At 72.3% G+C, this 21197-nt stretch carries 23 protein-coding genes; 13 read left to right on the forward strand and 10 right to left on the reverse strand.

Translation table 11 applies throughout. The annotated features are described in order from the left end of the window. The first annotated feature begins 9 nt into the window (after nucleotides 1-9). Entirely contained in the window at nucleotides 10-1557 is a 1548-nt protein-coding gene (locus OJ962_RS09310) for a thiamine pyrophosphate-binding protein (protein WP_202953033.1), read from the forward strand. Between the two features lie 33 nt (nucleotides 1558-1590). Here the strand turns inward: OJ962_RS09310 and OJ962_RS09315 are convergent, their stop codons facing one another. The 3 genes from OJ962_RS09315 to rfbC form a co-directional block, all read right to left on the reverse strand. Next, on the reverse strand, nucleotides 1591-4686 hold the full coding sequence (locus OJ962_RS09315) for a helix-turn-helix transcriptional regulator (protein WP_270006305.1): 3096 nt from the start codon (nucleotides 4684-4686) through the stop codon (nucleotides 1591-1593). A gap of 313 nt (nucleotides 4687-4999) precedes the next feature. Then, a complete protein-coding gene (gene gluQRS / locus OJ962_RS09320) occupies nucleotides 5000-5851 on the reverse strand; it encodes a tRNA glutamyl-Q(34) synthetase GluQRS (protein WP_202953031.1) in 852 nt (283 codons plus the stop codon). Continuing rightward, nucleotides 5848-6402 (reverse strand): dTDP-4-dehydrorhamnose 3,5-epimerase, encoded by a 555-nt coding sequence (gene rfbC, locus OJ962_RS09325; protein ID WP_202953030.1) that lies wholly within the window; start codon nucleotides 6400-6402, stop codon nucleotides 5848-5850. The genes gluQRS and rfbC overlap by 4 nt, the downstream gene beginning before the upstream one ends. A 46-nt stretch (nucleotides 6403-6448) precedes the next feature. On the opposite strand from rfbC, the gene OJ962_RS09330 reads away from it, so the two are divergent. The 6 genes from OJ962_RS09330 to OJ962_RS09355 are packed head-to-tail and all read left to right on the forward strand — an operon-like array spanning nucleotide 6449 to nucleotide 12424. Then, the gene (locus tag OJ962_RS09330) at nucleotides 6449-7312 is read left to right on the forward strand and encodes a MurR/RpiR family transcriptional regulator (protein ID WP_202953029.1); all 864 of its coding nucleotides are present in this window, start codon (nucleotides 6449-6451) and stop codon (nucleotides 7310-7312) included. Between the two features lie 18 nt (nucleotides 7313-7330). Beyond that, complete coding sequence (locus OJ962_RS09335; protein ID WP_202953028.1) at nucleotides 7331-8005, forward strand: beta-phosphoglucomutase family hydrolase; 675 nt, start codon at nucleotides 7331-7333, stop codon at nucleotides 8003-8005. Further along, nucleotides 8002-10344 (forward strand): glycoside hydrolase family 65 protein, encoded by a 2343-nt coding sequence (locus OJ962_RS09340; protein ID WP_202953027.1) that lies wholly within the window; start codon nucleotides 8002-8004, stop codon nucleotides 10342-10344. Before OJ962_RS09335 ends, OJ962_RS09340 begins: the two co-directional genes overlap by 4 nt. Before the next feature lie 12 nt (nucleotides 10345-10356). Next, nucleotides 10357-11241, forward strand: a complete 885-nt coding sequence (gene pdxS, locus OJ962_RS09345) for a pyridoxal 5'-phosphate synthase lyase subunit PdxS (RefSeq protein WP_238930985.1) — start codon at nucleotides 10357-10359, stop codon at nucleotides 11239-11241. After that, complete coding sequence (pdxT, locus tag OJ962_RS09350; RefSeq protein ID WP_255525660.1) at nucleotides 11235-11780, forward strand: pyridoxal 5'-phosphate synthase glutaminase subunit PdxT; 546 nt, start codon at nucleotides 11235-11237, stop codon at nucleotides 11778-11780. Before pdxS ends, pdxT begins: the two co-directional genes overlap by 7 nt. Further along, nucleotides 11777-12424 carry a histidine phosphatase family protein gene (locus tag OJ962_RS09355; RefSeq protein ID WP_202953026.1) on the forward strand — a complete coding sequence of 216 codons (648 nt, stop codon included), beginning with the start codon at nucleotides 11777-11779 and terminating at the stop codon, nucleotides 12422-12424. Before pdxT ends, OJ962_RS09355 begins: the two co-directional genes overlap by 4 nt. On the opposite strand, the gene OJ962_RS09360 is transcribed toward OJ962_RS09355, so the two are convergent. From OJ962_RS09360 to OJ962_RS09375, 4 genes are read right to left on the reverse strand one after another with little or no spacing between them, the layout of a single operon-like run. Next, nucleotides 12360-12788, reverse strand: a complete 429-nt coding sequence (locus OJ962_RS09360; protein ID WP_202953025.1) for a DUF1707 domain-containing protein — start codon at nucleotides 12786-12788, stop codon at nucleotides 12360-12362. The genes OJ962_RS09355 and OJ962_RS09360 overlap by 65 nt on opposite strands. After that, complete coding sequence (locus OJ962_RS09365) at nucleotides 12788-13828, reverse strand: hypothetical protein (RefSeq protein WP_202953024.1); 1041 nt, start codon at nucleotides 13826-13828, stop codon at nucleotides 12788-12790. Before OJ962_RS09365 ends, OJ962_RS09360 begins: the two co-directional genes overlap by 1 nt. Then, nucleotides 13825-14442, reverse strand: a complete 618-nt coding sequence (locus tag OJ962_RS09370) for a hypothetical protein (RefSeq protein ID WP_202953023.1) — start codon at nucleotides 14440-14442, stop codon at nucleotides 13825-13827. Before OJ962_RS09370 ends, OJ962_RS09365 begins: the two co-directional genes overlap by 4 nt. Next, nucleotides 14435-14974 (reverse strand): NADPH-dependent FMN reductase, encoded by a 540-nt coding sequence (locus OJ962_RS09375; protein ID WP_202953022.1) that lies wholly within the window; start codon nucleotides 14972-14974, stop codon nucleotides 14435-14437. Before OJ962_RS09375 ends, OJ962_RS09370 begins: the two co-directional genes overlap by 8 nt. A gap of 37 nt (nucleotides 14975-15011) precedes the next feature. Between OJ962_RS09375 and soxR the strand changes: the two genes are divergently transcribed. Continuing rightward, entirely contained in the window at nucleotides 15012-15440 is a 429-nt protein-coding gene (soxR, locus tag OJ962_RS09380; RefSeq protein WP_202953021.1) for a redox-sensitive transcriptional activator SoxR, read from the forward strand. Here soxR and OJ962_RS09385 read toward each other — a convergent pair. After that, nucleotides 15420-16040: an HAD family hydrolase gene (locus OJ962_RS09385; protein WP_202953020.1), complete on the reverse strand. Its 621-nt coding sequence runs from the start codon at nucleotides 16038-16040 to the stop codon at nucleotides 15420-15422. The genes soxR and OJ962_RS09385 overlap by 21 nt on opposite strands. Before the next feature lie 20 nt (nucleotides 16041-16060). Here OJ962_RS09385 and OJ962_RS09390 point away from each other — a divergent pair, with 20 nt between their 5' ends. From OJ962_RS09390 to OJ962_RS09410, 5 genes are read left to right on the forward strand one after another with little or no spacing between them, the layout of a single operon-like run. Further along, nucleotides 16061-17173, forward strand: coding sequence for an alcohol dehydrogenase catalytic domain-containing protein (locus tag OJ962_RS09390; protein WP_202953019.1), 1113 nt, complete (start codon nucleotides 16061-16063; stop codon nucleotides 17171-17173). A gap of 9 nt (nucleotides 17174-17182) precedes the next feature. After that, the gene (locus OJ962_RS09395; protein ID WP_202953018.1) at nucleotides 17183-17539 is read left to right on the forward strand and encodes a hypothetical protein; all 357 of its coding nucleotides are present in this window, start codon (nucleotides 17183-17185) and stop codon (nucleotides 17537-17539) included. Between the two features lie 18 nt (nucleotides 17540-17557). Further along, on the forward strand, nucleotides 17558-18508 hold the full coding sequence (locus tag OJ962_RS09400; protein ID WP_202953017.1) for a TAXI family TRAP transporter solute-binding subunit: 951 nt from the start codon (nucleotides 17558-17560) through the stop codon (nucleotides 18506-18508). Further along, entirely contained in the window at nucleotides 18505-18990 is a 486-nt protein-coding gene (locus OJ962_RS09405; protein ID WP_202953016.1) for a DUF1850 domain-containing protein, read from the forward strand. Before OJ962_RS09400 ends, OJ962_RS09405 begins: the two co-directional genes overlap by 4 nt. Then, the gene (locus tag OJ962_RS09410) at nucleotides 18987-20957 is read left to right on the forward strand and encodes a TRAP transporter permease (protein WP_202953015.1); all 1971 of its coding nucleotides are present in this window, start codon (nucleotides 18987-18989) and stop codon (nucleotides 20955-20957) included. Before OJ962_RS09405 ends, OJ962_RS09410 begins: the two co-directional genes overlap by 4 nt. On the opposite strand, the gene OJ962_RS09415 is transcribed toward OJ962_RS09410, so the two are convergent. Together OJ962_RS09415 and OJ962_RS09420 are read right to left on the reverse strand one after the other, a co-directional pair. Next, nucleotides 20921-21070, reverse strand: coding sequence for a hypothetical protein (locus OJ962_RS09415; protein ID WP_202953014.1), 150 nt, complete (start codon nucleotides 21068-21070; stop codon nucleotides 20921-20923). The genes OJ962_RS09410 and OJ962_RS09415 overlap by 37 nt on opposite strands. Next, nucleotides 21070-21195 carry a hypothetical protein gene (locus OJ962_RS09420; RefSeq protein WP_270006306.1) on the reverse strand — a complete coding sequence of 42 codons (126 nt, stop codon included), beginning with the start codon at nucleotides 21193-21195 and terminating at the stop codon, nucleotides 21070-21072. The genes OJ962_RS09415 and OJ962_RS09420 overlap by 1 nt, the downstream gene beginning before the upstream one ends. Between the last annotated feature and the right edge of the window lie 2 nt (nucleotides 21196-21197).

Below are 21197 nucleotides of genomic sequence, written 5' to 3' on the forward strand. Positions count from 1 at the left end.
CCTGCAAGGGTGCCGACCGTTCGCGACACCACGTTCGACGTCCTGCGCCGGCTCGAGCTGACGACGATCTTCTCCAACCCCGGCAGCACGGAGGTCCCGTTGCTGGCGGGGCTGCCGGAGGATCTGCGCTTCGTGCTCGCGCTGCACGAAGGGTCGGTCGTGAGCCTCGCGTGCGGGTTCGCGCTGGGGACCGGCCGGCCGGCGCTCGCGCTGCTGCACTCGACGCCCGGGCTCGGCAACGCGGTCGCCGCGATCGCCACCTCGCGCCTGAACCGGGCGCCGGTCGTGGTGCTGGTGGGCCAGCAGGACCGCCGCCACCTCGCGCAGGAGCCGTTCCTGGCCGGCAGGCTGCGCGGGCTCGCGGGGGAGTACCCGGTGTTCGAGGAGCTGCCGGTGCGCCCGCAGGACGTTCCGGGCACGATCGTGCGCGCCTTTCACGCCGCGGAGACCGCTCGCGGGCCGGCGCTGGTGATCGTGCCGATGGACGACTGGCTCGCGCCGGCGCCCGAGCCGCACGAGATCCTCGGCCCGCAGCGGTTGGTCCGTTCGGCCGCGGCCGCGCCGGACGCCGTGCGTGAGCTCGCCGCCTTCCTGGGGGAGCGGCCCGCGATCATCGCCGGCGCGGGCGCGGACTGGGGCTCGCTGGTCGCGCTGGCCGAGCGGCTGGGCACGCCCGTCTTCCAGGAGCCGTTCGGCGGCGCCGCCGGGTTCCCGCAGGACCATCCGCAGTTCGCGGGGATCGCGCCGGCGCGGCGGGAACGGCTCCGCGCCGCGCTGGACCCGTTCGACACCGTGCTCGTCGTCGGGACGGGCGCGCTGCGTCAGTACCCATACGACGCCGGCCCGCTCACGCACGCCCGCCTGGCGGTGATCACGGCGGACCCGGACGAGGCGCACCGCAGCCCGGCCGAACTGGCGGTGCTCGGGGATCCGGCGGCGATCTGCTCCGCGCTGGCGGCGGTCGTGGAGCCGCGGCGCAGCGCGGTCGCGTTCGAGCGTCCCGCGCCCCCGGAACCCGGCGAGCCGCTGTACCCCGGCCACGCCCTCGCTGCGCTCGCCGAGCGGCTCCCGCGGGACGCGATCGTGGTGGAGGAGTCCCCGTCGAGCCGCCCTGAGCTGCACGCGCGCCTCCCGGCGACCGCGCCGGGCGCCTTCGTGAGCGCGATGGGCATGCTCGGCTTCGCCCTGCCCGCTGCGACTGGGCTGCGGATGGCGGGCGACCGTCCGGTCGTCGCGGTCGTCGGCGACGGCTCCTCGCTCTACCAGATCCAGGCGCTGTGGACCGCGGCGCAGTACGGCGTCGGCGTGTTGTTCGTGGTGCTGCGCAACGGCGGCTACGCGATCATGGACCGCCTCGCCGAGCACGCCGGTGCGCACGGCCCGTGGCCGAAGTTCGACATCGACATCGCCGCGATGGCCACCGCCCAGGGCTGCCAGGCGCGCCGCATCACGACGCACGCCGAGTTGCTCAGCGTGCTCGACGAGTCGCCCTGGGACCGCTCCACGCCGCTGCTGCTCGACGTCGCGGTCGCGCAGGACGAGACCTTCGACCCGTAGTCGAGGGTTTTCCTAAAGAGGGACAGTCCCTCTTTAGGAAAGGGCGTCGGCGAGCACCGCGGGGTCGCGTTCGCCCTCGGGGAGCTCCATCGCCATCAGGCGGGCGAGCTGGGCGCGGCCGCGGACGTCGAGCTTGCGGTAGATCTGGCCGAGGTGGTACTCGATCGTCTTCGGTGACAGGAAGAGCGCCGCGGCCGCCTCGCGGTTGGTCATGCCCTGGGAGACGAGCACGGCGATCTGGAGCTCGTGCGGCGTGAGCTGGTCGGCGGCCGCGGGCGCCCGCCGGCCTCCCGCGGGGCCGCCGGTCGCGCGCAGCTCGGTGCGGGCGCGTTCGGCCCACGGCTTCGCGCCGAGGCGCTCGAACTCGTCGAGCGCCTGTTGAAGCGGTTCGCGCGCCTCCGCGCGCTGCTTGGCGCGGCGCAGGCGTTCGCCGAGCGCGAGCTGCGTGCGCGCCGTCTCGAACGGCATCGGCAGGTCCGCGTGGTGCTGCAGCGCGCCTTCGAACACGGCGCGGAAATCGTCGTCGGGCGCGAGGAGGCCGCGGCAGCGCTCGGCCGCGGCGCGCACCCAGCGCGGGCCGACGCCGATTACCGGCAGCGCCGCGAGCGAGTCGGCGCGCAGTGGGCGCACGTTGGTCGCGGCCTCCACGGCGGCGGCGCGCCGGGCCGCGCGGCCCTCGGCGGTGTCGGCCTCGAGGCGTGCGAGAGCGGCCTCGGCCTCCTCGCGCCGGCCGGCGCGGACGTACGCCTCGATCAGGTCCGGCCGCAGCATGACGACCGAGGACGCGAGCCCGCGCCGGATCATCTGGCGCTCGCCCGTCTCCAGCGCCTCGATCGCCTCCGGGATGCGGCCGAGGGCCAGCTCCAGCTGGCCGAGGGCGGCGTGCAGGTAGGGGTCCTCGGAGCGCTCGAGGCCCTGCTCGGCGTGTGCGCGGCAGTCGGCCTCGTGGCCGAGCCCGGCCTCGACGAGCGTGAGCGCCGCCAGCGCGTGGGGGAGGAGCGCCAGCTGCCCGGCCTCCTCGGCCAGCTCGACCGCCTCCGAAGCGCCCGCGAGCGCCGCCGCCCAGCGTCCGCGCCGCAGGTCCAAATGCGCCTGCGCGGCCAGTGGGTGGATGAGCGCGGACACGGCGCTCGCGGCCCGCGCCGCGCGGACGATCCGCTGCAGCGTGCGCGTCGCGCGTTCCCAGTCCTCGACCCACGTCCACGCGTGCCCGGCCATGCCGACGATCTCGACCATCCCGAGCGGGTCGGCTTCCATCAGGTACGGCTCGCACGCGCGCAGCTCCGCCACGCCCTGCTCGACCTCCCCGAGCGCGATCTGCGCCTCCCCGATCACCGCCGTCGCGAGCAGCTCGACCGCCGGCTCGGTGCCCGCCGACAAAGACCGCGCCTTCTCGGCGGCGGCCACCAGCGCGCCGGGATCACCGGTCATCAGGTGCGCGACCGAAGCCTCCAGGAACATCGCCGCCGCTCGCCGCGGATCGCGCCCGCGGACCCGGTCCGCCTCGGCCACGAGCCGCTCGTTCGCGTCGACCGGCGACCCGCGCCGCATCTCCACGTGCCCCCGCAACCGCTCGACGTCCGCGACGAGCAGCGGATCGTCGTCCGACTCGATCGAGTCCAGGAGGGCGCTCGCCGCGTCGGCCTCGCCGGACCGGACCGCGTCGTCGGCCGCCGCGAGCAGCCGCCGCGCGCGCGATGCGGCCTCCGGCGTGAGCTGTGCCGCCCGTTGGAGATCCCGCGCGGCGGTGGCGTGCGCGCCGCGCCCGCGCGCCTCGAGCGCCGCGGCCTCCGGCGCGGCCGCCACCCCCTCGTCCGGAGCAACCCCCCAGGCCCGGAGGTTCCCCCCCCCCCCGCCGCCCTCGCCCCCCCCCGTCCGCGCCGCGTGCGCCGCCCGCCGCTCGACCGGCGTGGCCGAGTGATAGACGGTCGACCGCATCAGGGGATGACGGAACTCGAGCTCGCCGCCGCCCAGGACGACGATGCCGGCGGCCTCGGCGGGGCCGAGTGAGGCCAGCGCGGCCGCGGGCGACGAGCCCGCGGTGGCGGGCGGCGATACGGCGGCGGGCGGGGACGCGGCGGCCGGCGGGGATGCGACGGTGGCGGGCGGCGAACTCGTGGCGGCGGGCGGGGATGCCGCGGTGGCGGGCGACGTGCCCGCGGTGGCGGGCGGGGATGCGGCGGCGGGCGGGGATGCGGCGGCCGGCGGGGATGCCGCGGCGGCGGGCGGCGAACTCGCGGTGGCGGTCGGCGAACTCGCGGAGGCGGGCGGCGATGCGGCGGGCGGTGAGCCCGCGGTGGTCGCGAGCGCCCGCGCGAGCACGTCGAGGCGGCGCGTGCTCGCCGCCGCCGCGACGAGCAGCGCCGATCGGGTCTCTTGCGGCAGCGCGGCCAAGGCCACGGCGAACGCGCGCTCGACGCCCGTCCCTGGCGGGAGTGGGTCCGCCAAGGGCTCGCGGCCGGCCAGCTGTGATGCGGTCAGCAGCGCCGGGATCTCCAGCAGGGCGAGCGGGTTCCCGGCCGCGGTGGCCACCAGCCGGTCGGCGACGCTCGGCGCGATCGAGGCGTCCAACAGCGCGCGGGCGTCGTCGTCCGCCAGCGGCGAGACGGCGAGTCGCTCCATCCACGGAACCTCCACACGGCCGCGCGCGGCGGCGAGCATCGCCACGCCCTCCGCGACCAGGCGGCGGCCGGCGAACAGGAACGCCTCGAGGCTCGGCTCGTCCAGCCACTGGGCGTCGTCGACCACGCACAACACGGGTCCGTCGTCGGCGGCGCGCGCCAGCAGGGACAGCAGCGCGGCGGGCACGGTGAAGCGATCCGTGGCGGCGGCCGGGCCCAGCGCCAGCGCGGAGCGCAGGGCGGCGGCCTGCACCTCCGGGAGCTCGTCGACGAACCCCAGCAGCGGTCCGACCAGCTCGGCGAGACCGGCGTACGGGATGCCGGACTCGGACTCCATCCCGCGCGCTCGCAGCAGCGTGAACCCGTCGGCCTGGTCCACCGCGAAGCGCAGCAGCTCCGTCTTGCCGATGCCCGGTGGGCCGTGCAGGAGCAGCGCGCCGCTGCGACCCGAGCGAGCGGCGTCGATCAGGGCGGTGAGGCGGGCCTGCTCTTCCGTGCGGCCGACCATGGTGGTGCGAGTCTATGCGGCGGGTGGGGCGCGGTGTGCAGCACGCGCCGCGCTCGGGCCCGGTCCGCTCCGACGGCGGGCACCGATGGGGGAGGGTCCCGTCCGCGCGGCGGATGGATGCACGTTCGCGGTCGATCGGCGCGCTACGGGCGCCAACCGATCATCTTCCATCACGACCGCGCTCCGAACAAAGGGGGTGCGGTCGCTCGCTATCGCTGAGCGCAAGTTTCCGACCGCACCCCTCCGCGGAGCGTGATCGTTTCCTCGCATCCTCGCCGCGGGGCCGGCGCACCCACTCCCTCGATGCTGTCGTTCATCCCGCGTAGACGGTCGGCTCGCGGGAGACCGCGGCCGGATCGAACCCGGCCAGCATCTCAGACGGAGAAGACCCCGCTAGCCCCAACGACGCGCCCATCCAGGCCAGAGCCGCGGACGGCGCCACCTCCCGCAGCGTCACGTCCCCATGCCGCTTGGCGAGTCGCCGCCCATCCGGCCCCAACACCAGCGGCACGTGCGCATACGAGAGCTCCGGACAGCCCAACGCCCGCCCGAGCCAGATCTGCCGCGGCGTCGAGTCGACCAGGTCGGCGCCCCGCACGACCTCCTCGACGCCCTGCGCCGCATCGTCCACGACGACCGCGAGGTTGTAGGCGAACGCCCCGTCGTTGCGCCGCACGACGAAGTCGTCCACGAACCCGGTCTGCGCCCCCAGAACGCGATCGACGAACGCGACCTCGACGCCGCCTGCGTCTACCCGCAGCGCCGGCGCCCGTTCCGCCCGCCGCGCGGAACGCTCCGCCGCGCTCAATCCGCGACACGTCCCGGGGTACGCCCCGACCGGCCCGTGCGCGGCTGATGCGGCCGAAGCGATCTCCGCCCGCGTGCAGAAGCACTCGTACACGGGCAGCGCCGACAACGCCGCCGAATACAAGTCGCCACGCGCCGACTGCGACACCACCTCACCGTCCCAGTCCAGCCCCAGAGCGGCCAGGTCACTCAGCTGGCGCTCCGCGAACCCCGGCCGCACCCGACCGACGTCGAGGTCCTCCACCCGCACCAGGAATTCCGAGCCGGCCGAGCGGGCGAACAGCCACGCCAGCAACGCGGTGCGCAGGTTCCCGAGGTGCAGGACCCCCGTGGGCGACGGTGCGAAGCGCCCTTTCACACCGTGAACGGCAGCGAGTCAGCGACCTCGGCCAGCGTAGGTGCCGAAGCGTCGCGCTCCGAGTACAAGAGCTCGACCGCGCTCGGCCACTCGATCCCCACGTCCGGGTCGTTGAACTTGATCCCGGCCTCGGTGGCGGGGTCGTAGTAGTTGGTGCACTTGTAGACGAAGTCCGCGACCTCGCTGAGCACCAGGAACCCGTGCCCGAAACCGACCGGGATGTACAGCATCGCGCCGGAGACATCGTCGAGCTCGACACCTTCCCACTGGCCGAACGTCGGCGACCCGCGGCGCAGGTCGACCACGACGTCGAACACGCGGCCGCGGGCGACCCGCACCAACTTGCCCTGGCCCGGATGGGTCTGGAAATGGATGCCGCGCAACGTCCCCTGGCGGGAGCGCGAGTGGTTGTCCTGCACGAACTCCGTGGGGACGCCGTGATCGCGGGCGACGTCCGCGCGAAACGTCTCAATGAAGAATCCGCGTTCGTCTCCGTGCACCTGCGGCGCCAGCAGCACCAGTCCGTCGAGTCGAGTCTCAAGCCGTTGCATTAGATGGCAGGAGGTTAGGGAGCGATCGTCGAAAGATCGCCTCGCCATGCCGAGGACCGCCACGATGCCCCCGGCCGCCCGCGGCCACCAAACGCTTTCCACGTACATCTCCGCGCGCTTCGAGGAGTTCTCGCGCTCGCAGAAGGACGTGGCCCAGTACGTCGTCGATCACCTCGACGAAGTTGCCTTCCACACCGCCGAGGAACTGGCCCGGCGGGCCAACACGTCGAGCTCGACCGTCGTGCGCTTCAGCCAGGCGCTCGGCTTCGAGGGCTTCCCGGAGCTGCAGGAGGCGGCCCGGGAGGAGTACCGCCACCACCACCGGACCACCGCGGCGCCCGAGCCGAGCGCGCCGCTGTTCAGCCTCGACCAGTCGCCGTTCGAGCAGGCCATCGCCGCCGATCACGTCAACGTCGAGGACACGGCCCGGCGCGTGAGCCGCTCCGAGGTCGACGGCGCGATCGAGGCGATCGCCAACGCCGAGAAGATCCTGATCGCCGGCACGGACCAGATGGCGTTCTTCGCCTCCTACCTGCGCCACCTGCTGATGCTGCTCGACGTCCGCGCGGAGATCGCCGCGAGCCCGAGCCAGGAAGCGCTGTCCCGGCTCGGCCGCATCGACGAGCGCACGCTCGTTATCGGCCTGTCCGCCGGCCGCCCGCACCCGCTGGTCCTGCGCGCGATGAAGATCGCCCGCCACCGCCGCGCGGCCACGCTCGCGATCGTCGATGCGACGCTCTCCGACGTCGCCAAGCTGTCGGAGCGCACGCTCTACTACTCGAGCAACTCGCCGGCCTTCGTCCGCAGCCACACCGGCCTGCTGAGCATCCTGCAGGCGCTCGCCTACGGCCTCTACGCGCGAGACAGCGCGCAGTACGACGACCGCATTCGCGCGTTCCGTCTGAAGTAGGGCGGGTACGCTCCGCCCGTGCTGGGCCTACCCGACCGCATCACCGCCCTCCTGTTCGACCTCGACGGCGTCCTCACGGACACCGCCGCCGTCCACGCCCAGGCGTGGAAGCAGACGTTCGAGGAGGAGGGCTACACGTTCGACATCGCGACGGACTACGTCCTGTACGTCGACGGCAAAGCGCGCGAGGACGGGATCCGCTCGTTCCTGGCCTCGCGTGACGTCCACCCGCCCGAGAGCGAGATCACGCGCATCGGCACGGTGAAGAACGACCTCGTCCTGCGCCTGATCCGCGAGCAGGGGGTGGAGGCCTACGAGGGCTCCCGCCGCTACCTCGAAGCCGCGAAGGCCGCCGACCTCCAGCTCGCGCTCGTGAGCTCGAGCGCGAACGCCGAGGAGGTCCTGAAGGTCACGGGCATGGATCGCTACATGCAGGAGCGCGTCGACGGCGTCGTCAAGCGCGAGCTCAACCTTCCGGGCAAGCCCGCGCCGGACACGTTCCTGGAGGCCGCGCGCCGCCTGCGTGTCGAGCCCGCACACGCCGCCGTGTTCGAGGACGCGCTCGCGGGCGTCCAGGCCGGGGCGGCCGGCCGGTTCGGGTTCGTGGTCGGCGTCAACCGGGCGAACCAGGCTGAGGCGCTCAAGGCCAGCGGCGCCGACGTGGTCGTGGACGACCTGGGAGAGCTCCTTTGATCACGCACCCGGCCTTCACCGTCGAGCCGTGGGCGGTCAGCGAGGAACGGCTGAACCTGCACGTGCTCGCACAGGCCGAGTCCGTGTTCGCGCTCTCCAACGGCCACATCGGCCTGCGCGGCAACCTCGACGAGGGCGAGCCGTTCGGCCTGCCCGGCACCTACCTCAACGGCTTCTACGAGACGCGCCCCCTGCCGTACGCGGAGGCCGGCTACGGCTACCCGGAGGACGGCCAGACCGTCGTGAACGCGACCAACGGCAAGCTGATCCGGCTGCTGGTCGACGACGAGCCGTTCGACATCCGTTACGGCGAGCTGCTCGCGCACACGCGCTCGCTGGACCTGCGTGAGGGGGTCCTGAGGCGCCACGTGCGCTGGCGTTCGCCGAGCGGGCGCGAGATCGAGATCAACTCGACGCGCCTGGTCTCGTTCGTCCAGCGCTCGGTGGCCGCGATCCGCTACGAGGTCAAGGCGGTCGACGACGAGCCGCTGCGGATCGTCGCCCAGTCCGAGCTGGTGGCCAACGAGCCGAACGCGCACAAGACCCGCGACCCACGCGCCGCGGCCGCGCTCGAGGCGCCGCTCGACGCCGAGGAGCAGGAGGTCCACGACCTGCGGGTCGTGCTCGTCCACCGCACGCACAAGAGCAAGCTGCGGATGGCGGCGGGCATGGACCACGTGTTCGAGAAGGTCGACGGGATCGTGTGCGGCGCCGAGGCGGCACCGGACCTCGGCCGCGTGTGGCTGACCGCCGAGCTGCAGCCCGGCCAGAGCCTGCGCTTTACCAAGTTCCTCGCCTACGGGTGGTCGAGCCGGCGCTCGCTGCCGTCCGTGCGCGACCAGGTGGACGCGGCCGTGGCCTCCGCCAAGCGCACGGGCTGGGACACGCTCGCCGCCCAGCAGCGCGAGTACCTGGACGCGTTCTGGGAGCACGCGGACGTCGAGATCGACGGCGACGGCGAGCTCCAGCAGGCCGTTCGCTTCGCGCTCTTCCACACGTTGCAGGCGGGCGCCCGAGCGGAGCGCCGCGCCATTCCCGCCAAGGGCCTGACCGGCCCGGGCTACGACGGCCACGCGTTCTGGGACACGGAGACCTACGTCCTGCCGGTGCTCACGTACACGCTGCCGACCGCGGCCGCCGACGCGCTGCGCTGGCGCCACGCGACGCTCGACCTCGCGCTCGAGCGTGGCAAGACGCTCGAGCTGGAAGGCGCCGCGTTCCCGTGGCGGACCATCCGCGGCCAGGAGTGCAGCGCGTACTGGCCCGCGGGCACGGCCGGCTTCCACGTCAACGCCGACATCGCGGACGCCGTCATCCGCTACATCCGCGCGACCGGGGACGTCGAGTTCGAGGCCACGACCGGGCTGGAGCTGCTCGTCCACACCGCGCGGCTGTGGCGCTCGCTCGGCCACCACGACCACGACGGCCGCTTCCACATCGACGGCGTCACCGGCCCGGACGAGTACTCCGCGATCGCCGACGACAACATCTACACGAACCTGATGGCCGAGCAGAACCTGCGCCACGCCGCGCTGGTCGCCTCCCGCCACAACAACCACGCGCGCCAGCTCGGCGTCGACATCGAGGAGATCGCGGCCTGGCGGGACGCCGCGTCAGCGATCCACATTCCGTACGACGAGCGGCTGCAGGTGCACCCGCAGGCCGAGAACTTCACGCACCACAAGCTGTTCGACTTCGACGGCGTGCAGTACCCGCTGCTGCTGCACGTGCCCTACTTCCGGCTCTACAGCACGCAGGTGGTCAAGCAGGCCGACCTCGTGCTCGCGCTGTACATGCGCGGCAACCGCTTCACGCCCGAGCAGAAGGCGCGCGACTTCGCCTACTACGAGCCGATCACGGTGCGTGACAGTTCCCTGAGTGCGTGTGCGCAGGCCGTGGTGGCCGCGGAGGTCGGGCACCTCGACCTCGCCTACGACTACTTCGGCGAAGCCGCCCGCATGGACCTCGGTGACCTGATGGACAACACGCGCGACGGCCTGCACATCGCCTCGCTGGCCGGTTCCTGGATCGCGGCCGTGGCGGGCTTCGGCGGGATGCGGGACTTCGGCGGCGACCTGTCCTTCCGCCCGCGGCTGCCGAACGCGATCACGCGGCTGGAGTTCCGGCTCCGCTACCGCGGAAGCTCGATCCGGGTTCGAGTCCGCCACCGCGACGTCACCTACGAGCTCGTCGACGGCGAGCCGTTCGAGATCCTGCACTACGACGAGAAGATCCTGATCGATCGGCCCGTGACGCGCGAATGGCACGTGGACGACCCCGGGCCGGAGCCGAAACAGCCGCCCGGGCGCGAACCCCGGCACCGGCGCGTGCGTGGATAACATCGTCTGGCAATGAGAGACGAGGCGACGTTCCGTGTGAAGGCCGGTCTGGCCGAGATGCTGAAGGGCGGCGTCATCATGGACGTCGTCAACGCCGAGCAGGCGAAGATCGCCGAGGACGCCGGTGCGGCGGCCGTCATGGCGCTCGAGCGCGTTCCCGCCGACATCCGCCGCGACGGCGGCGTGGCGCGCATGTCCGATCCGATCCTGATCAAGGGCATCCAGGAGGCCGTGACCATCCCGGTCATGGCCAAGGCGCGCATCGGCCACTTCGCCGAGGCGCAGGTGCTGGAGGCGCTCGAGGTCGACTACATCGACGAGTCCGAGGTGCTGACGCCCGCGGACGAGGCCAACCACATCGACAAGTGGGGCTTCAAGGTGCCGTTCGTGTGCGGCGCGACCCACCTGGGCGAGGCGCTGCGCCGGATCGGCGAGGGTGCGGCGATGATTCGCTCCAAGGGCGAGGCCGGCACTGGCGACATCGTCGAGGCCGTGCGCCACCTGCGCTCGATCCGGTCCGAGATCCGCCGCCTGGGCACGCTGGACGACATGGAGCTCGCGACCGCCGCGAAGGAGCTGCAGTCCCCGCTCGATCTCGTGCGCCAGGTCGCGGCCGACCAGAAGCTCCCGGTGGTGCTGTTCTGCGCCGGCGGCATCGCGACCCCCGCGGACGCGTCGCTGGTGATGCAGCTCGGCGCCCAGGGCGTGTTCGTGGGTTCGGGCATCTTCAAGTCCTCGAACCCGTCCGAGCGCGCGAAGGCGATCGTCGAGGCGACCACGCACTTCAAGGACCCGGCGCGCGTCGCTCAGGCGTCCGAGGGTCTGGGCGAGGCGATGCAGTCGCTGGAGACGCGCAAGCTCGAAGATCAGCAGCTGCTCGCCACGCGCGGTTGGTAGTCGGCGTTCTGGCGCTTCAAGGCGACTTCGAAGCGCACCGCAAGATGTTGGAGGACCTCGGCGCCGAAGTGCGCGAGGTCCGCGTGCCCGCCGACCTCGACGGGCTGGACGGGCTGGTGATGCCGGGCGGCGAGTCGACGACGATGACGCTCGGCATCCAGCGTGAGGGCCTCGGGGACCCGCTGCGGGACTTCGTACGGAGCGGGAAGCCCGTGCTCGGCACGTGCGCGGGGATGATCATGCTCGACCGCGAGCACCTGGGCGTGATGGACACGCTGGCGCGGCGCAACGCGTTCGGCCGCCAGATCCGCTCCTTCGAGGAGGACCTGGAGATCCCCGGGATCGAGGGCCCGGTGCGCGCGGTGTTCATCCGCGCGCCGTGGCTGGCCGAGTACGGCGACGCGGTCGAGATCCTCGCCGAGGTCGATGGGCACCCCGTTGCCGCGCGCCAGGACAACATGCTCGTGATCTCGTTCCACCCGGAGATCGCGGGGGAGACGCGCGTGCACGAGCTCTTCCTGCAGGGCCTGAAGCCTTGATCGTCTACTTCACGCGGCACGGCGAGTCGCGCTTCAACGTCGCCGAGCGCAACGGGCGGCCCGAGCCCGAGGACGGCGATCACCTGTCCGAGCGGGGCTGGGAGCAGGCGCGCGGGGTGGGCGAGCGCCTGCGCGGCGAAGGGATCGAGCGCATCATCGCCTCACCGTACGGTCGCGCGCAGGAGACGGCGCAGGGCATCGGTGAGGTGCTGGGCCTCGGCTTCGACACCGACGAGGACCTGCACGAGGCGGTCCAGTCCGACGCCTACCGCGCCGTCTCGCCGAACTTCAACGGCGAGGGCCACATCTCATGGATGCCGCGGTCCGCGCCCGATCACGCCGAACCGGGCGCGGAGTCGTTCAACGACATCGTGGGGCGTGTCGCGCGCGTGATGGAACGCCTCGAGGAGCGCGTGGAGAGCGAACGCATCCTCTGCGTTTCGCACTGGGGCTTCATTCACTACTTCACCGGCGCGGCGCTCTTCCGGGAGGAGTTCTCACCCGCCCACCTGCCGGCGCTGTACCGGATGGGGCACATCAACACCGGCATCACGATGTTCCAGCAGCGGCGCGACTACTTCATCGAAGGCGAGCGCTTCGATGGCTGGGCGCTGCTGACGTGGAACGATCAGGCGCACATTTGAGCACCTCGAGCCCGTGCAGCACCACCGTGAGGCCGATGAACGCGATCGGCCACAGCGGCCAGAAGTAGTCCGCGCCGGTCGCGGCCCAGACCGCGAGGCAGATGACCGAGACGGTGATCCAGAACCCGAGGTGCCCGCGCAGCTCGCCGACCTTGCGCCGGCGGAGCGCCTGCGGCGTGCGGGTCTCGTCCGGCAGGTCGGCGGTGAGCGACTCCAGCTCGCGGAACGTCTTGGCGCTCAGCGCGGCCTCGAGCCGCTCATCGAGCTCGACCGGGTCCAGCCGGCCGGCCCGCGCGTGGCGCTGCAGCGCGCCGACGACCCGCTCCCGGTCGTCGTCGCCCACACGCAGGTCCAGCTCGGACATCAGAATTCGATGACGAGGGAGACCACGCCGTAGGAGCCGAGCTTCGGGTCGCCGGTCCCGACGGTCAGCTTCAGCCCGGCCTGCGGGCCCTTGCGGGCCTCGACCGCCTCGCCGACCTTCTCGAACGCGGGCTTAATCAGCGCCATCTTCTGCCGCACGACCTCGTCGCTCGGGCTGCCGCCCTGCGCGAGGTGGGCGACGACCTCGTTGATCGCGGCCTCGGCCTGGACCACCGCGGCCGTGATCTCCTCCAGCGGCGGGCGGTCCTCGACCGTCTCGTCGCCGCCGATCGGGATCTTGACCGTCGCCGCGAACTTCGACCAGTCGTTGCCGGCGCCCTTGCGCAGCTGTGCGTCGAAGCTCAGGCCCTTGATCGAGGCCTTCAGGCCGACCGAGTCGCCCGCGAACGCCGCCTGGCCCATGACCGAGGCGTCGCCGCTCTTGACCGTCGCCGAGGCGCCGTCCTTGTCGGCCTTGACCGTGACCGGTCCGGCCTGGACCTTGGCCTCGCCGGCGAAGGCGAACGTCAGCGTGCCGGGCCCGGCGTGCAGCGAAAGCTCCTTTGGCGGCTTCGGGATCGAGTTCAGGATCCGGGCCGAGACCTCCTGCTGGCGGCCATCCGGCGTGACGACCTTGCGCACGGGCGGCGGCGTGTCGCCGCCGAGCACCTCGACGATCACCATCTCGATCTGGAACGGCGTCGCGGCCAGCGCCTCGGGCACGTTTTGGCGGACCTGGTTGACCAGCTCCGGCATCGAGATCGTGCCGTCCATGTTGTGGAGCTGGATCGCGAGCCGCATCCGCTCCAGGTAGGCGACGACGCGCATCTTGATCGCGTCTTCCATCGGCTGCGGCGGGCCGAGGCGCGGGACCAGGTCGGGCAGCTGGCGGTTGAGCATCGCGCGGGCGATCGCGGCGTTGCCGACGCCCGTCTGGAGCTTGAGCATCTGCTCCTGCTCGCGGGTGAGCGGCGCGTCGGGTTCCTTGCGGCGGGCGACGTGCCGTTGGTGCTCTTCCAGCTGCTCGCGCGTGAGCGTCACGGTTCGACGATACCGGACACCTCGGCGATGCGCACCCGGGTTCCGGGCACCGCGCGGCTGCGCAGCAGGGCCAGCGCGAGCGGGCCGCGGGTGGGGTGGACGACCGCGGTGCCGATCGTGCCCAGCACGCCCGCTTCGTCGTGGACCTCGGCGCCCTCGGGGACGGGCGCGTCGAGCGCGAGGCGCCGCAGCGCGCGGTGGACCGTGCCGGAGCGCTGCTGGCGCAGCACGGTCTGCATGCCCGGGTACATGCCCTTGTCCGTGCGCACCAGCGTCCCGACCAGGCCGGCTTCGGCGGGCAGCGTGCGTTCGTCGATGTCGCGGCCGAGCGCCGGGATGCCGCGCTCGACGCGTTCGAGGTCGGACATGGGCGGCTCGTGATGCTCGAACGGCGTCAGTTCGACCATCCAGCCGACCCGTCCGCGCTCGAGGGCCTGCCGCACCGCCGCCTGCTCGGAGAAGACGCGGAAGCCTTCGGCCGCGCGCTCGAGCCGCACGAGCCCGAGCAAAGTGCCCTTGGGCGCCAGCAGCGCGCCGTGGGCGTCCTCCGCGACGCGACACGTCAGGTGCGCGTCGAGGTACGCCGCCGCCTCCGGGCCCGTCACTTCAAGCAACGGCCGCCACCCGCGCCTGCGCGAAGTCCAGGACCTGCTCGGCCACGAGCCGCAACTGCGGCCGCGCCGCGTCCACGCCCTCGTCGACGACGTTGTGCGCGATCCCGAGCGGCGTCGGCCAGCCCTGCAGCGCGTGCACGGTGAGCCGCAGCGCCTGGAGCGTCGCGTTCGGCCCCTGCCAGCCGTCGCCCGTGGCGATCAGGCCGACGGGCCGGTCGCGCAGATACGGCCGCGGCCGGTCGCGCAGCGCCTCCAGGTGGTCGAGCGCGTTCTTGAGCAGCCCGGTCATCCCGCCGTGGTAGGAGGGCGAGGCGAGGATCAGCCCGTCCGCCCGCTCGACGGCGTCGATCACGTACTGCGCGGCTGCGTTCGGGTCCAACGCGGGATCGTAGGTGGGCAGGTCCAGCCGAGCGCCCGTGATCAGCAGCGTCTCCGCGCCGAGCCCGGCGGCGTGCTCCATGGCGATCTTGAGCGCGCGCTCGTTGGAAGAGCCGAAGCGCATCGTGCCGCCGAGTCCGACGAGAAAGGGCATGGGTCCATTGTGAAACCTCAAGTACGCTTGAATTCAAGTGCCGCAGCTTCTGACGATCGGACAGGTGGCGGAACGCACCGGCGTGGCCACGAGTGCGCTGCGTTTCTACGAGGAGCGGGGCCTGATCGCGTCCGAGCGCAACGGCGGCGGCCATCGCCGCTATCCGCGCCCCGTGATCCGGCGCGTCGCGTTCATCCTCTTCGCCCAGCGCGTCGGGCTGACGCTGGAGCAGATCGGCGAGGAACTGGCCCGGCTGCCCGCGGGGCGGACGCCCAGGCGCGAGGACTGGGCCGCGCTGTCGGCCGGCTGGCGAGCGCGCGTGGATGAGCAGATCGCGCAACTCGAACGGCTGCGCGACTCGCTCACGGACTGCATCGGCTGCGGCTGTCTGTCGCTGGACCGCTGCGCGCTCGTGAACCCGGAAGACCGCTTGGGCCGTGAGGGCTCAGGGGCTCGGCGACTTTAGGATCGCCCTCGCCACCGCGGCGACGTCGGCGCCACGGACGTGCGGCTCGGGCATCGCGACCGGATAGGCGAGGTCGGTCCGCGAGACCCAGGCGGTCTTCAGGCCCGCGAAGGTCGCACCCGCGACGTCCCACCAGTGACCGGCGACGAACCAGGCGTCGGTCGCGCCGAGCTTCTCCAGCGCGGCGCGGTAGGCGAGGTCCTCGGGCTTGAAGGCGCCCGACGCGGGTGCGGAGATCACGTCCTCGAAGTGCTCGCGGACGCCGGCGTTCGTCAACGCCAACTCGGAAGGCTCGACCGCGGACTGGGTGAGCACGGCGAGCTTGAAGCCGCCGTCGCGCAGCGCCTGCAGCGCGTCCGGCACGTCCGGATAGGCCGGCATGGAGCTCAGGTCGACCTCGACCGGCTCGCGCCCGGCGCGCTCGAGCCCGCGCCGCAACGCGGCCTCGAACAAGGGCTTGAAGGTCGTCTCGCGTCCCGCCAGGACGGTGACCATGGCCATCATGTTGGCCTCGTCGAGCGCGGCGATCGGGATCTCCGGCGGGTCCAGCAGCGCGGCGGGATCGAGCAGCGTCCCGTTGAGATCGAAGAGCACCCACATGGGCTTATAGGGTGCCGCACATGACCAAGATGCGTGCCGCGGTGTTGGAGGAGTTCGGCAAGCCGCTCGTCGTCCAGGAGGTCGAGCTGGCGGACCCGAAGCCCGGTGAGGTGCTGGTCCGGCTGGTGGCGTGCGGCGTCTGCCACACGGACATGTACACAGCGTCCGGGGCCGATCCGTCCGGGTACGCGCCGGCCGTGCTCGGGCACGAGGGCGCGGGCGTGGTGGAGAAGATCGGCGAGGGCGTCAAGGACGTGGCGGTCGGTGATCACGTCGTGACGCTGTTCTCGCCCCAGTGTCGTGAGTGCGAGCACTGCCTGTCGCCCAAGACGAACCTCTGCATGGCGATCCGCGCCGAGCAGAACCAGGGCCACCTCCCGGACGGCACGGTGCGCATCTCCCGCAACGGCGAGCCCATCCGCCACTTCATGGGCACCAGCACGTTCGCCGAGTACACGGTGATGCCGGAGATCGCGCTGGCCAAGGTGCCGCAGGAGGCGCCGCTGGACCGCTGCGCGCTGTTCGCCTGCGGCCTGTCCACCGGCCTGGGCGCGGCGATGTTCACGGCCAAGGTCGAAGCGGGCTCGACCGTCGTCGTCTACGGCGCCGGCATGGTCGGCCTCGGCGCGGTCGCGGGCGCGCGCCTGCAGGGCGCGGAGCGCATCATCTGCGTCGACATGAGCGAGGACCGCCTCGAGCTCGCCAAGGGCCAAGGCGCGACCGACACCTGGATCGGCGGCGACGAAGTCGTCCAGCGCGTCCTGGACGAGACGGGCGGGATGGGCGCCGACTACACGATCGAGGCCACCGGGCTGGTGAGCGTGATGCGCCAGGCCGTCGAGTCCGCGCGCATGGGGTGGGGCCTGTGCACCGTCGCGGGCGTCGCGGGCAAGGGCGAGACGCTCGACATCGTCCCGCGCTACCTGATCACGGGCCGGCGCGTCGCGGGCTCCTCGTTCGGCGGCGTCAAGGGCCGCGATCAGGTGCCCCAGCTCGTCCAGCTCTACCTCGACGGCCAGCTCGACGTGGACCCGTTCATCTCGCACCGGATCACGCTCGACGAGGTCAACCACGGGTTCGATCTCATGCACAAGCAGGACGGCATCCGCAGCGTCATCGAGTTCGCTGGGTAAGACCCGTAGATGCCGACCGATTGGACCCTGATCTCGCTCGCCGACCTCGTCCGCCGTGCCGTCGCGATCGTCGATCCGCCCGGCGAGGATGCGGCCGTGGAGGAATTCGCGGTGCGCTTCGAGGATGCGGACCAGCCCGTGCGCGGCATTCTCGACGGGCTCGAGGAGCGGGTCATGTGGGGCGTCGACGAAGACGCGCCGATCGTGATGGCCCAGGCCGTGACCCTCTACCTCGCGCACCGGCTCGACGAGCTCGAGAACACGCCCGAGCACATCCTCGCGCACGCCGCCAAGGCCGAGTTCGACGGCAAGCCGCCCGAGAACGTCAAGGCCTGGCTCGCCGACCAGGGTGTGAATTTGAACTGAGGCGGGCATTGAGCCGGAATGGGGAGGAGAGGCCTCGTTCCGGTTCTGGCGAGCGCGCTGCTCGTGGGCTCGTGCTCGCTGGAGGACCCGCCCGGCGGCGACGATCGCATGTCGATCGCCACCGGCGGCTCCGGCGGCGTTTACCAGGTCTATGGCGGCGGCGTGGCCGAGATGTTCTCGGCCAACGGCCATCCCACCACGGCGGAGACCACGAGCGCCTCCGTCGACAACCTCTTCCTCGTCGCCGACGGTGACAGCGAGGTCGCGTTCACGCTCGCCGACACCGCGATCGACGCGGTCCAGGGCAAGGAGTCGTTCGACGGCGAGAAGCTTCCGCTGCGGGCGCTCGGGACGCTCTACTCCAACTTCACCCACGTCGTCGCGCTCAAGTCGTCCGGGATCGAGAAGATCGAGGACCTCAAGGGCAAGACCGTCTCGCTCGGCTCGCCGAACTCCGGCACCGAGGTGATCGGGCTGCGGCTGCTGGAGGTCGCGGGCCTGGACCCGGACGAGGACGTGACCAAGCGGTCGCTGGGCGTGGGCGAGTCGGCCGCGGCGCTGCGCGAGGGCTCGCTGGACGCGTTCGTCTGGTCCGGCGGCCTGCCGACGGGGGCGATCACCGACCTCGCGACCACCGACGACATCGTCCTGCTTCCGCTGGACGCCTATCTGCCCGAGCTCAACGAGCGCTACGGCGAGGCGTACGTGGAGGCCGAGGTGGAGGCGGGCGAGTACCCGAACGTCGCGCCGGTGAAGACGATCTCGGTCCCGAACCTGCTGATGGTGCGCGAGGACATGGACCCCGCGCTCGCCCACGACCTGCTCAAGCTCATGTTCGACCACAAGGCCGAGCTCGCCGAGGTGCACCCGTCCGCCGAGAAGCTGACGCTCGAGGACGCGCAGAAGGTCGTCGAGCCGGTCGAGCTGCACGAGGGTGCGCAGCGCTACTACGAAGAGGCGGCCGAATGACTCGCGGTGCGCGCTCGCATTCGGTGTCGGGAACTCGCCTGGCGGCTCGTTCCCGCGGCGCCGCCGCCGTGGCGGCGGTGGCGCTGACCGGCTGCGGCTCGAGCGGGCCGGCGGTCGCCGCGCTCGACGGCGAGGGGCGCGAGTACGCCAGCGCCCCGCTGCCCGCCGACGGGCGCTTCGCCCTCACCTACCGGCACTCCGTGTACAAAGCGACCGCCGAGGAGCGCTTCCGCGCCACCGACGGCGGCTTCGAGCTCGACGCCGTCGCCTCCCGCGACGGGCGCGTGCTCGACTACTACGAGCTCGACGGCGACCGCACGCGCGAGGGCGACGTGTGGGTGCTGCACCCGTACGAGCCGGCGAAGTTCCGCACCATGCCGCTCGCCGCGACCCGGCGCGGGCAACGCACGCTCGTCGCCGGCGGCCAGCGCGTGCCGCTGTACGGCGGCCCTGTCCATCTGCGTCTCGTGGTGGAGCGATGACCAAGACCGAAGAGCTGCTGGACGAGTACGAGCCCGAGCGTCCCGGCCGCACGCTCGAGGGCTTCCCCGCGCGGCTCGTCGCCGTCCTCGGCGCCGGGCTCTCGATCTTCGCCATCTTCTGGGTCTTCCAGCCGCTGGCGCCGCAGGTCTACCGGCCCGCGTTCCTGGCGGTCGCGCTGCTGCTGACGTTCGTCGCGTTCGGCCGCGCCAAGCGGCCCACCGCCGCGGACTACGTCGTCGCCGGTCTCGCGCTGCTGGCGATCGGCTACGCCGTCTTCACGCCGGACCTCGTGCGCCGCGCGGCGCGGCCGGAGACGCTGGACATCGTGTTCGGCGTCGCGGCGATCCTCGTCGTGCTCGAGGCCACGCGCCGCACCACCGGCTGGGCGCTACCGGCGATCTGCCTCGCGTTCCTCGTCTACGCGTTCTTCGGCGGCCTGATCCCCGACTGGCTCGCGATCGGCCACAAGGGCTACGGCATCGACCGCATCGTCGGCCAGTCCTACATGGGCCTGGAGGGCATCTTCGGCATCCCGCTGGACGTCGCCGCGACCTACATCGTCCTGTTCGCGATCTACGGCGCGGTGCTCGAGTTCAGCGGCGCGGCGCGCTTCTTCGTCGAGATCTCGTTCGCCGCCTTCGGGCGCTCGAAGACCGGCCCGGGCCGCACGAGTGCGCTCGCGGGCTTCCTGCTCGGTACGGTCTCCGGCTCCGGCGTCGCCACCACGGTGACGCTGGGCAGCGTCGCCTGGCCGCTGCTGCGCAAGGCCGGGTACCCGAAGGACCAGGGCGGCGGCGTGATGGCCGCCAGCGGCATCGGCGCGATCCTGAGCCCGCCGACGCTCGGCGCCGCCGCGTTCATCATCGCCGAGCTGCTCGAGGTCAGCTACCTGCAGGTGCTGGTCTACGCGCTGATCCCGTCGGTCCTCTACTACGTCGGCATCCTGATGGCGATCGAGGCCGACGCGCGCCGCCACGACGTGCACGGCCTGGACATCGACACGCCCGGCGTCGGCAAGCTGCTCGCCCGCTGGGGCTACCACTTCTCGAGCCTGTTCCTGATCGTGATCCTGCTCGCGGTCGGCTTCTCCGCCTTCCGCGCGGTGATCATCGCCACCGTCGTCGCGTTCCTGCTCAGCTTCCTCGACCGCCGCGACCGGATGGGGCCCAAGGACGTCTGGGAGTCGCTTGTCGCCGGTGCGCGCAGCGTGCTGCCGATCGCGGCCACCACCGCCGCCGCCGGCATCATCGTCGCCGTCGTCACGCTCACCGGCCTCGGGCTCAAGCTCGCCGGGCTGATCGTCGATGTCGCGGGCGGCTCGCTCGCCCTTACGGCGATCCTGAGCGCGGTCGCCGTGCTCATCCTGGGCCTGGCCGTGCCGGTCACGGCGAGCTTCATCATCGCCGCCGCCGTGGTCGCGCCCGCGCTGATCGCGCTCGGCGTCGAGGACTTCGCCGCCTACATGTTCATCTTCTACTACGCGGTCCTGAGCGAGGTGAGCCCGCCGACCGCGCTGTCGGCGTTCGCCGCGGCGGCGATCACGGGTGGCAACGGCTTCAAGACGATGATGCTCACCTGCCGCTACACGCTGCCCGCGTTCCTGGTCCCGTTCGCGTTCATCCTCGCCCCGCGCGGCGAGGGCCTGCTGATGCAGGGCGGGCTGGAGACGATCGCGTTCGCGTTCGTGGTCTCGGTGATCGCGGTGATCGCGCTCGGGCTGGCGCTCGAGGGCTGGCTGAAGGGCCGCATCGCGTGGCCGGCGCGCGCGGTGATCGGCGCGGCCGCGCTGCTGCTGCTGTGGCTGGAGCCGACCGTGGCCCTGATCGGCCTCGCGGTGCTGGCCGCGGGCCTGGCGCTGCACTTCGTCACGCGCCGCCCGCCGGACGACCCGTCGTCCGGCGAGCGGTTCGCGCGCGGCGAGCCGGTGGCTCAGGCGGCGCCGTCGTCGCCTTCGAGCTCGTCGTGATAGCTGTCCTCGCGCGCCTCGGCGTCCGTCTTGGGCTCGTCGGGCTTGGGCGTCCGCGTCTCGTAGTCGCGGATCGGGGCGGGCTTGTCGTCCTTGTCGTCGTCGCCGAACATCACTCTTCGCCCTCGGCCTGATCGTCGGTCGTGGGATCGTCCTGCGGCGTCTCGGGCGCGTCCGTGTCCGGGTCCTGCTCCGGGTCGTAGTCGGCCTCGTCGTTGCGCGGCGTCTCGTCGATCATGG

Origin of the sequence: Solirubrobacter deserti, from assembly GCF_027587175.1 — a bacterium.
Lineage (GTDB): Bacteria > Actinomycetota > Thermoleophilia > Solirubrobacterales > Solirubrobacteraceae > Solirubrobacter > Solirubrobacter deserti.

Bases quoted from the DNA above. Each gene is read 5' to 3' on its own strand.
- OJ962_RS09315 (WP_270006305.1), bottom strand. From the start codon at position 4,686: ATGGTCGGCCGCACGGAAGAGCAGGCCCGCCTCACCGCCCTGATCGAC.
- rfbC (WP_202953030.1), bottom strand. From the start codon at position 6,402: ATGCAACGGCTTGAGACTCGACTCGACGGACTGGTGCTGCTGGCGCCG.
- OJ962_RS09330 (WP_202953029.1), top strand. From the start codon at position 6,449: ATGCCGAGGACCGCCACGATGCCCCCGGCCGCCCGCGGCCACCAAACG.
- pdxS (WP_238930985.1), top strand. From the start codon at position 10,357: ATGAGAGACGAGGCGACGTTCCGTGTGAAGGCCGGTCTGGCCGAGATG.
- OJ962_RS09360 (WP_202953025.1), bottom strand. From the start codon at position 12,788: ATGTCCGAGCTGGACCTGCGTGTGGGCGACGACGACCGGGAGCGGGTC.
- OJ962_RS09375 (WP_202953022.1), bottom strand. From the start codon at position 14,974: ATGCCCTTTCTCGTCGGACTCGGCGGCACGATGCGCTTCGGCTCTTCC.
- OJ962_RS09385 (WP_202953020.1), bottom strand. From the start codon at position 16,040: ATGTGGGTGCTCTTCGATCTCAACGGGACGCTGCTCGATCCCGCCGCG.
- OJ962_RS09390 (WP_202953019.1), top strand. From the start codon at position 16,061: ATGACCAAGATGCGTGCCGCGGTGTTGGAGGAGTTCGGCAAGCCGCTC.
- OJ962_RS09395 (WP_202953018.1), top strand. From the start codon at position 17,183: ATGCCGACCGATTGGACCCTGATCTCGCTCGCCGACCTCGTCCGCCGT.
- OJ962_RS09400 (WP_202953017.1), top strand. From the start codon at position 17,558: ATGGGGAGGAGAGGCCTCGTTCCGGTTCTGGCGAGCGCGCTGCTCGTG.
- OJ962_RS09405 (WP_202953016.1), top strand. From the start codon at position 18,505: ATGACTCGCGGTGCGCGCTCGCATTCGGTGTCGGGAACTCGCCTGGCG.
- OJ962_RS09410 (WP_202953015.1), top strand. From the start codon at position 18,987: ATGACCAAGACCGAAGAGCTGCTGGACGAGTACGAGCCCGAGCGTCCC.
- OJ962_RS09415 (WP_202953014.1), bottom strand. From the start codon at position 21,070: ATGTTCGGCGACGACGACAAGGACGACAAGCCCGCCCCGATCCGCGAC.
- OJ962_RS09420 (WP_270006306.1), bottom strand. From the start codon at position 21,195: ATGATCGACGAGACGCCGCGCAACGACGAGGCCGACTACGACCCGGAG.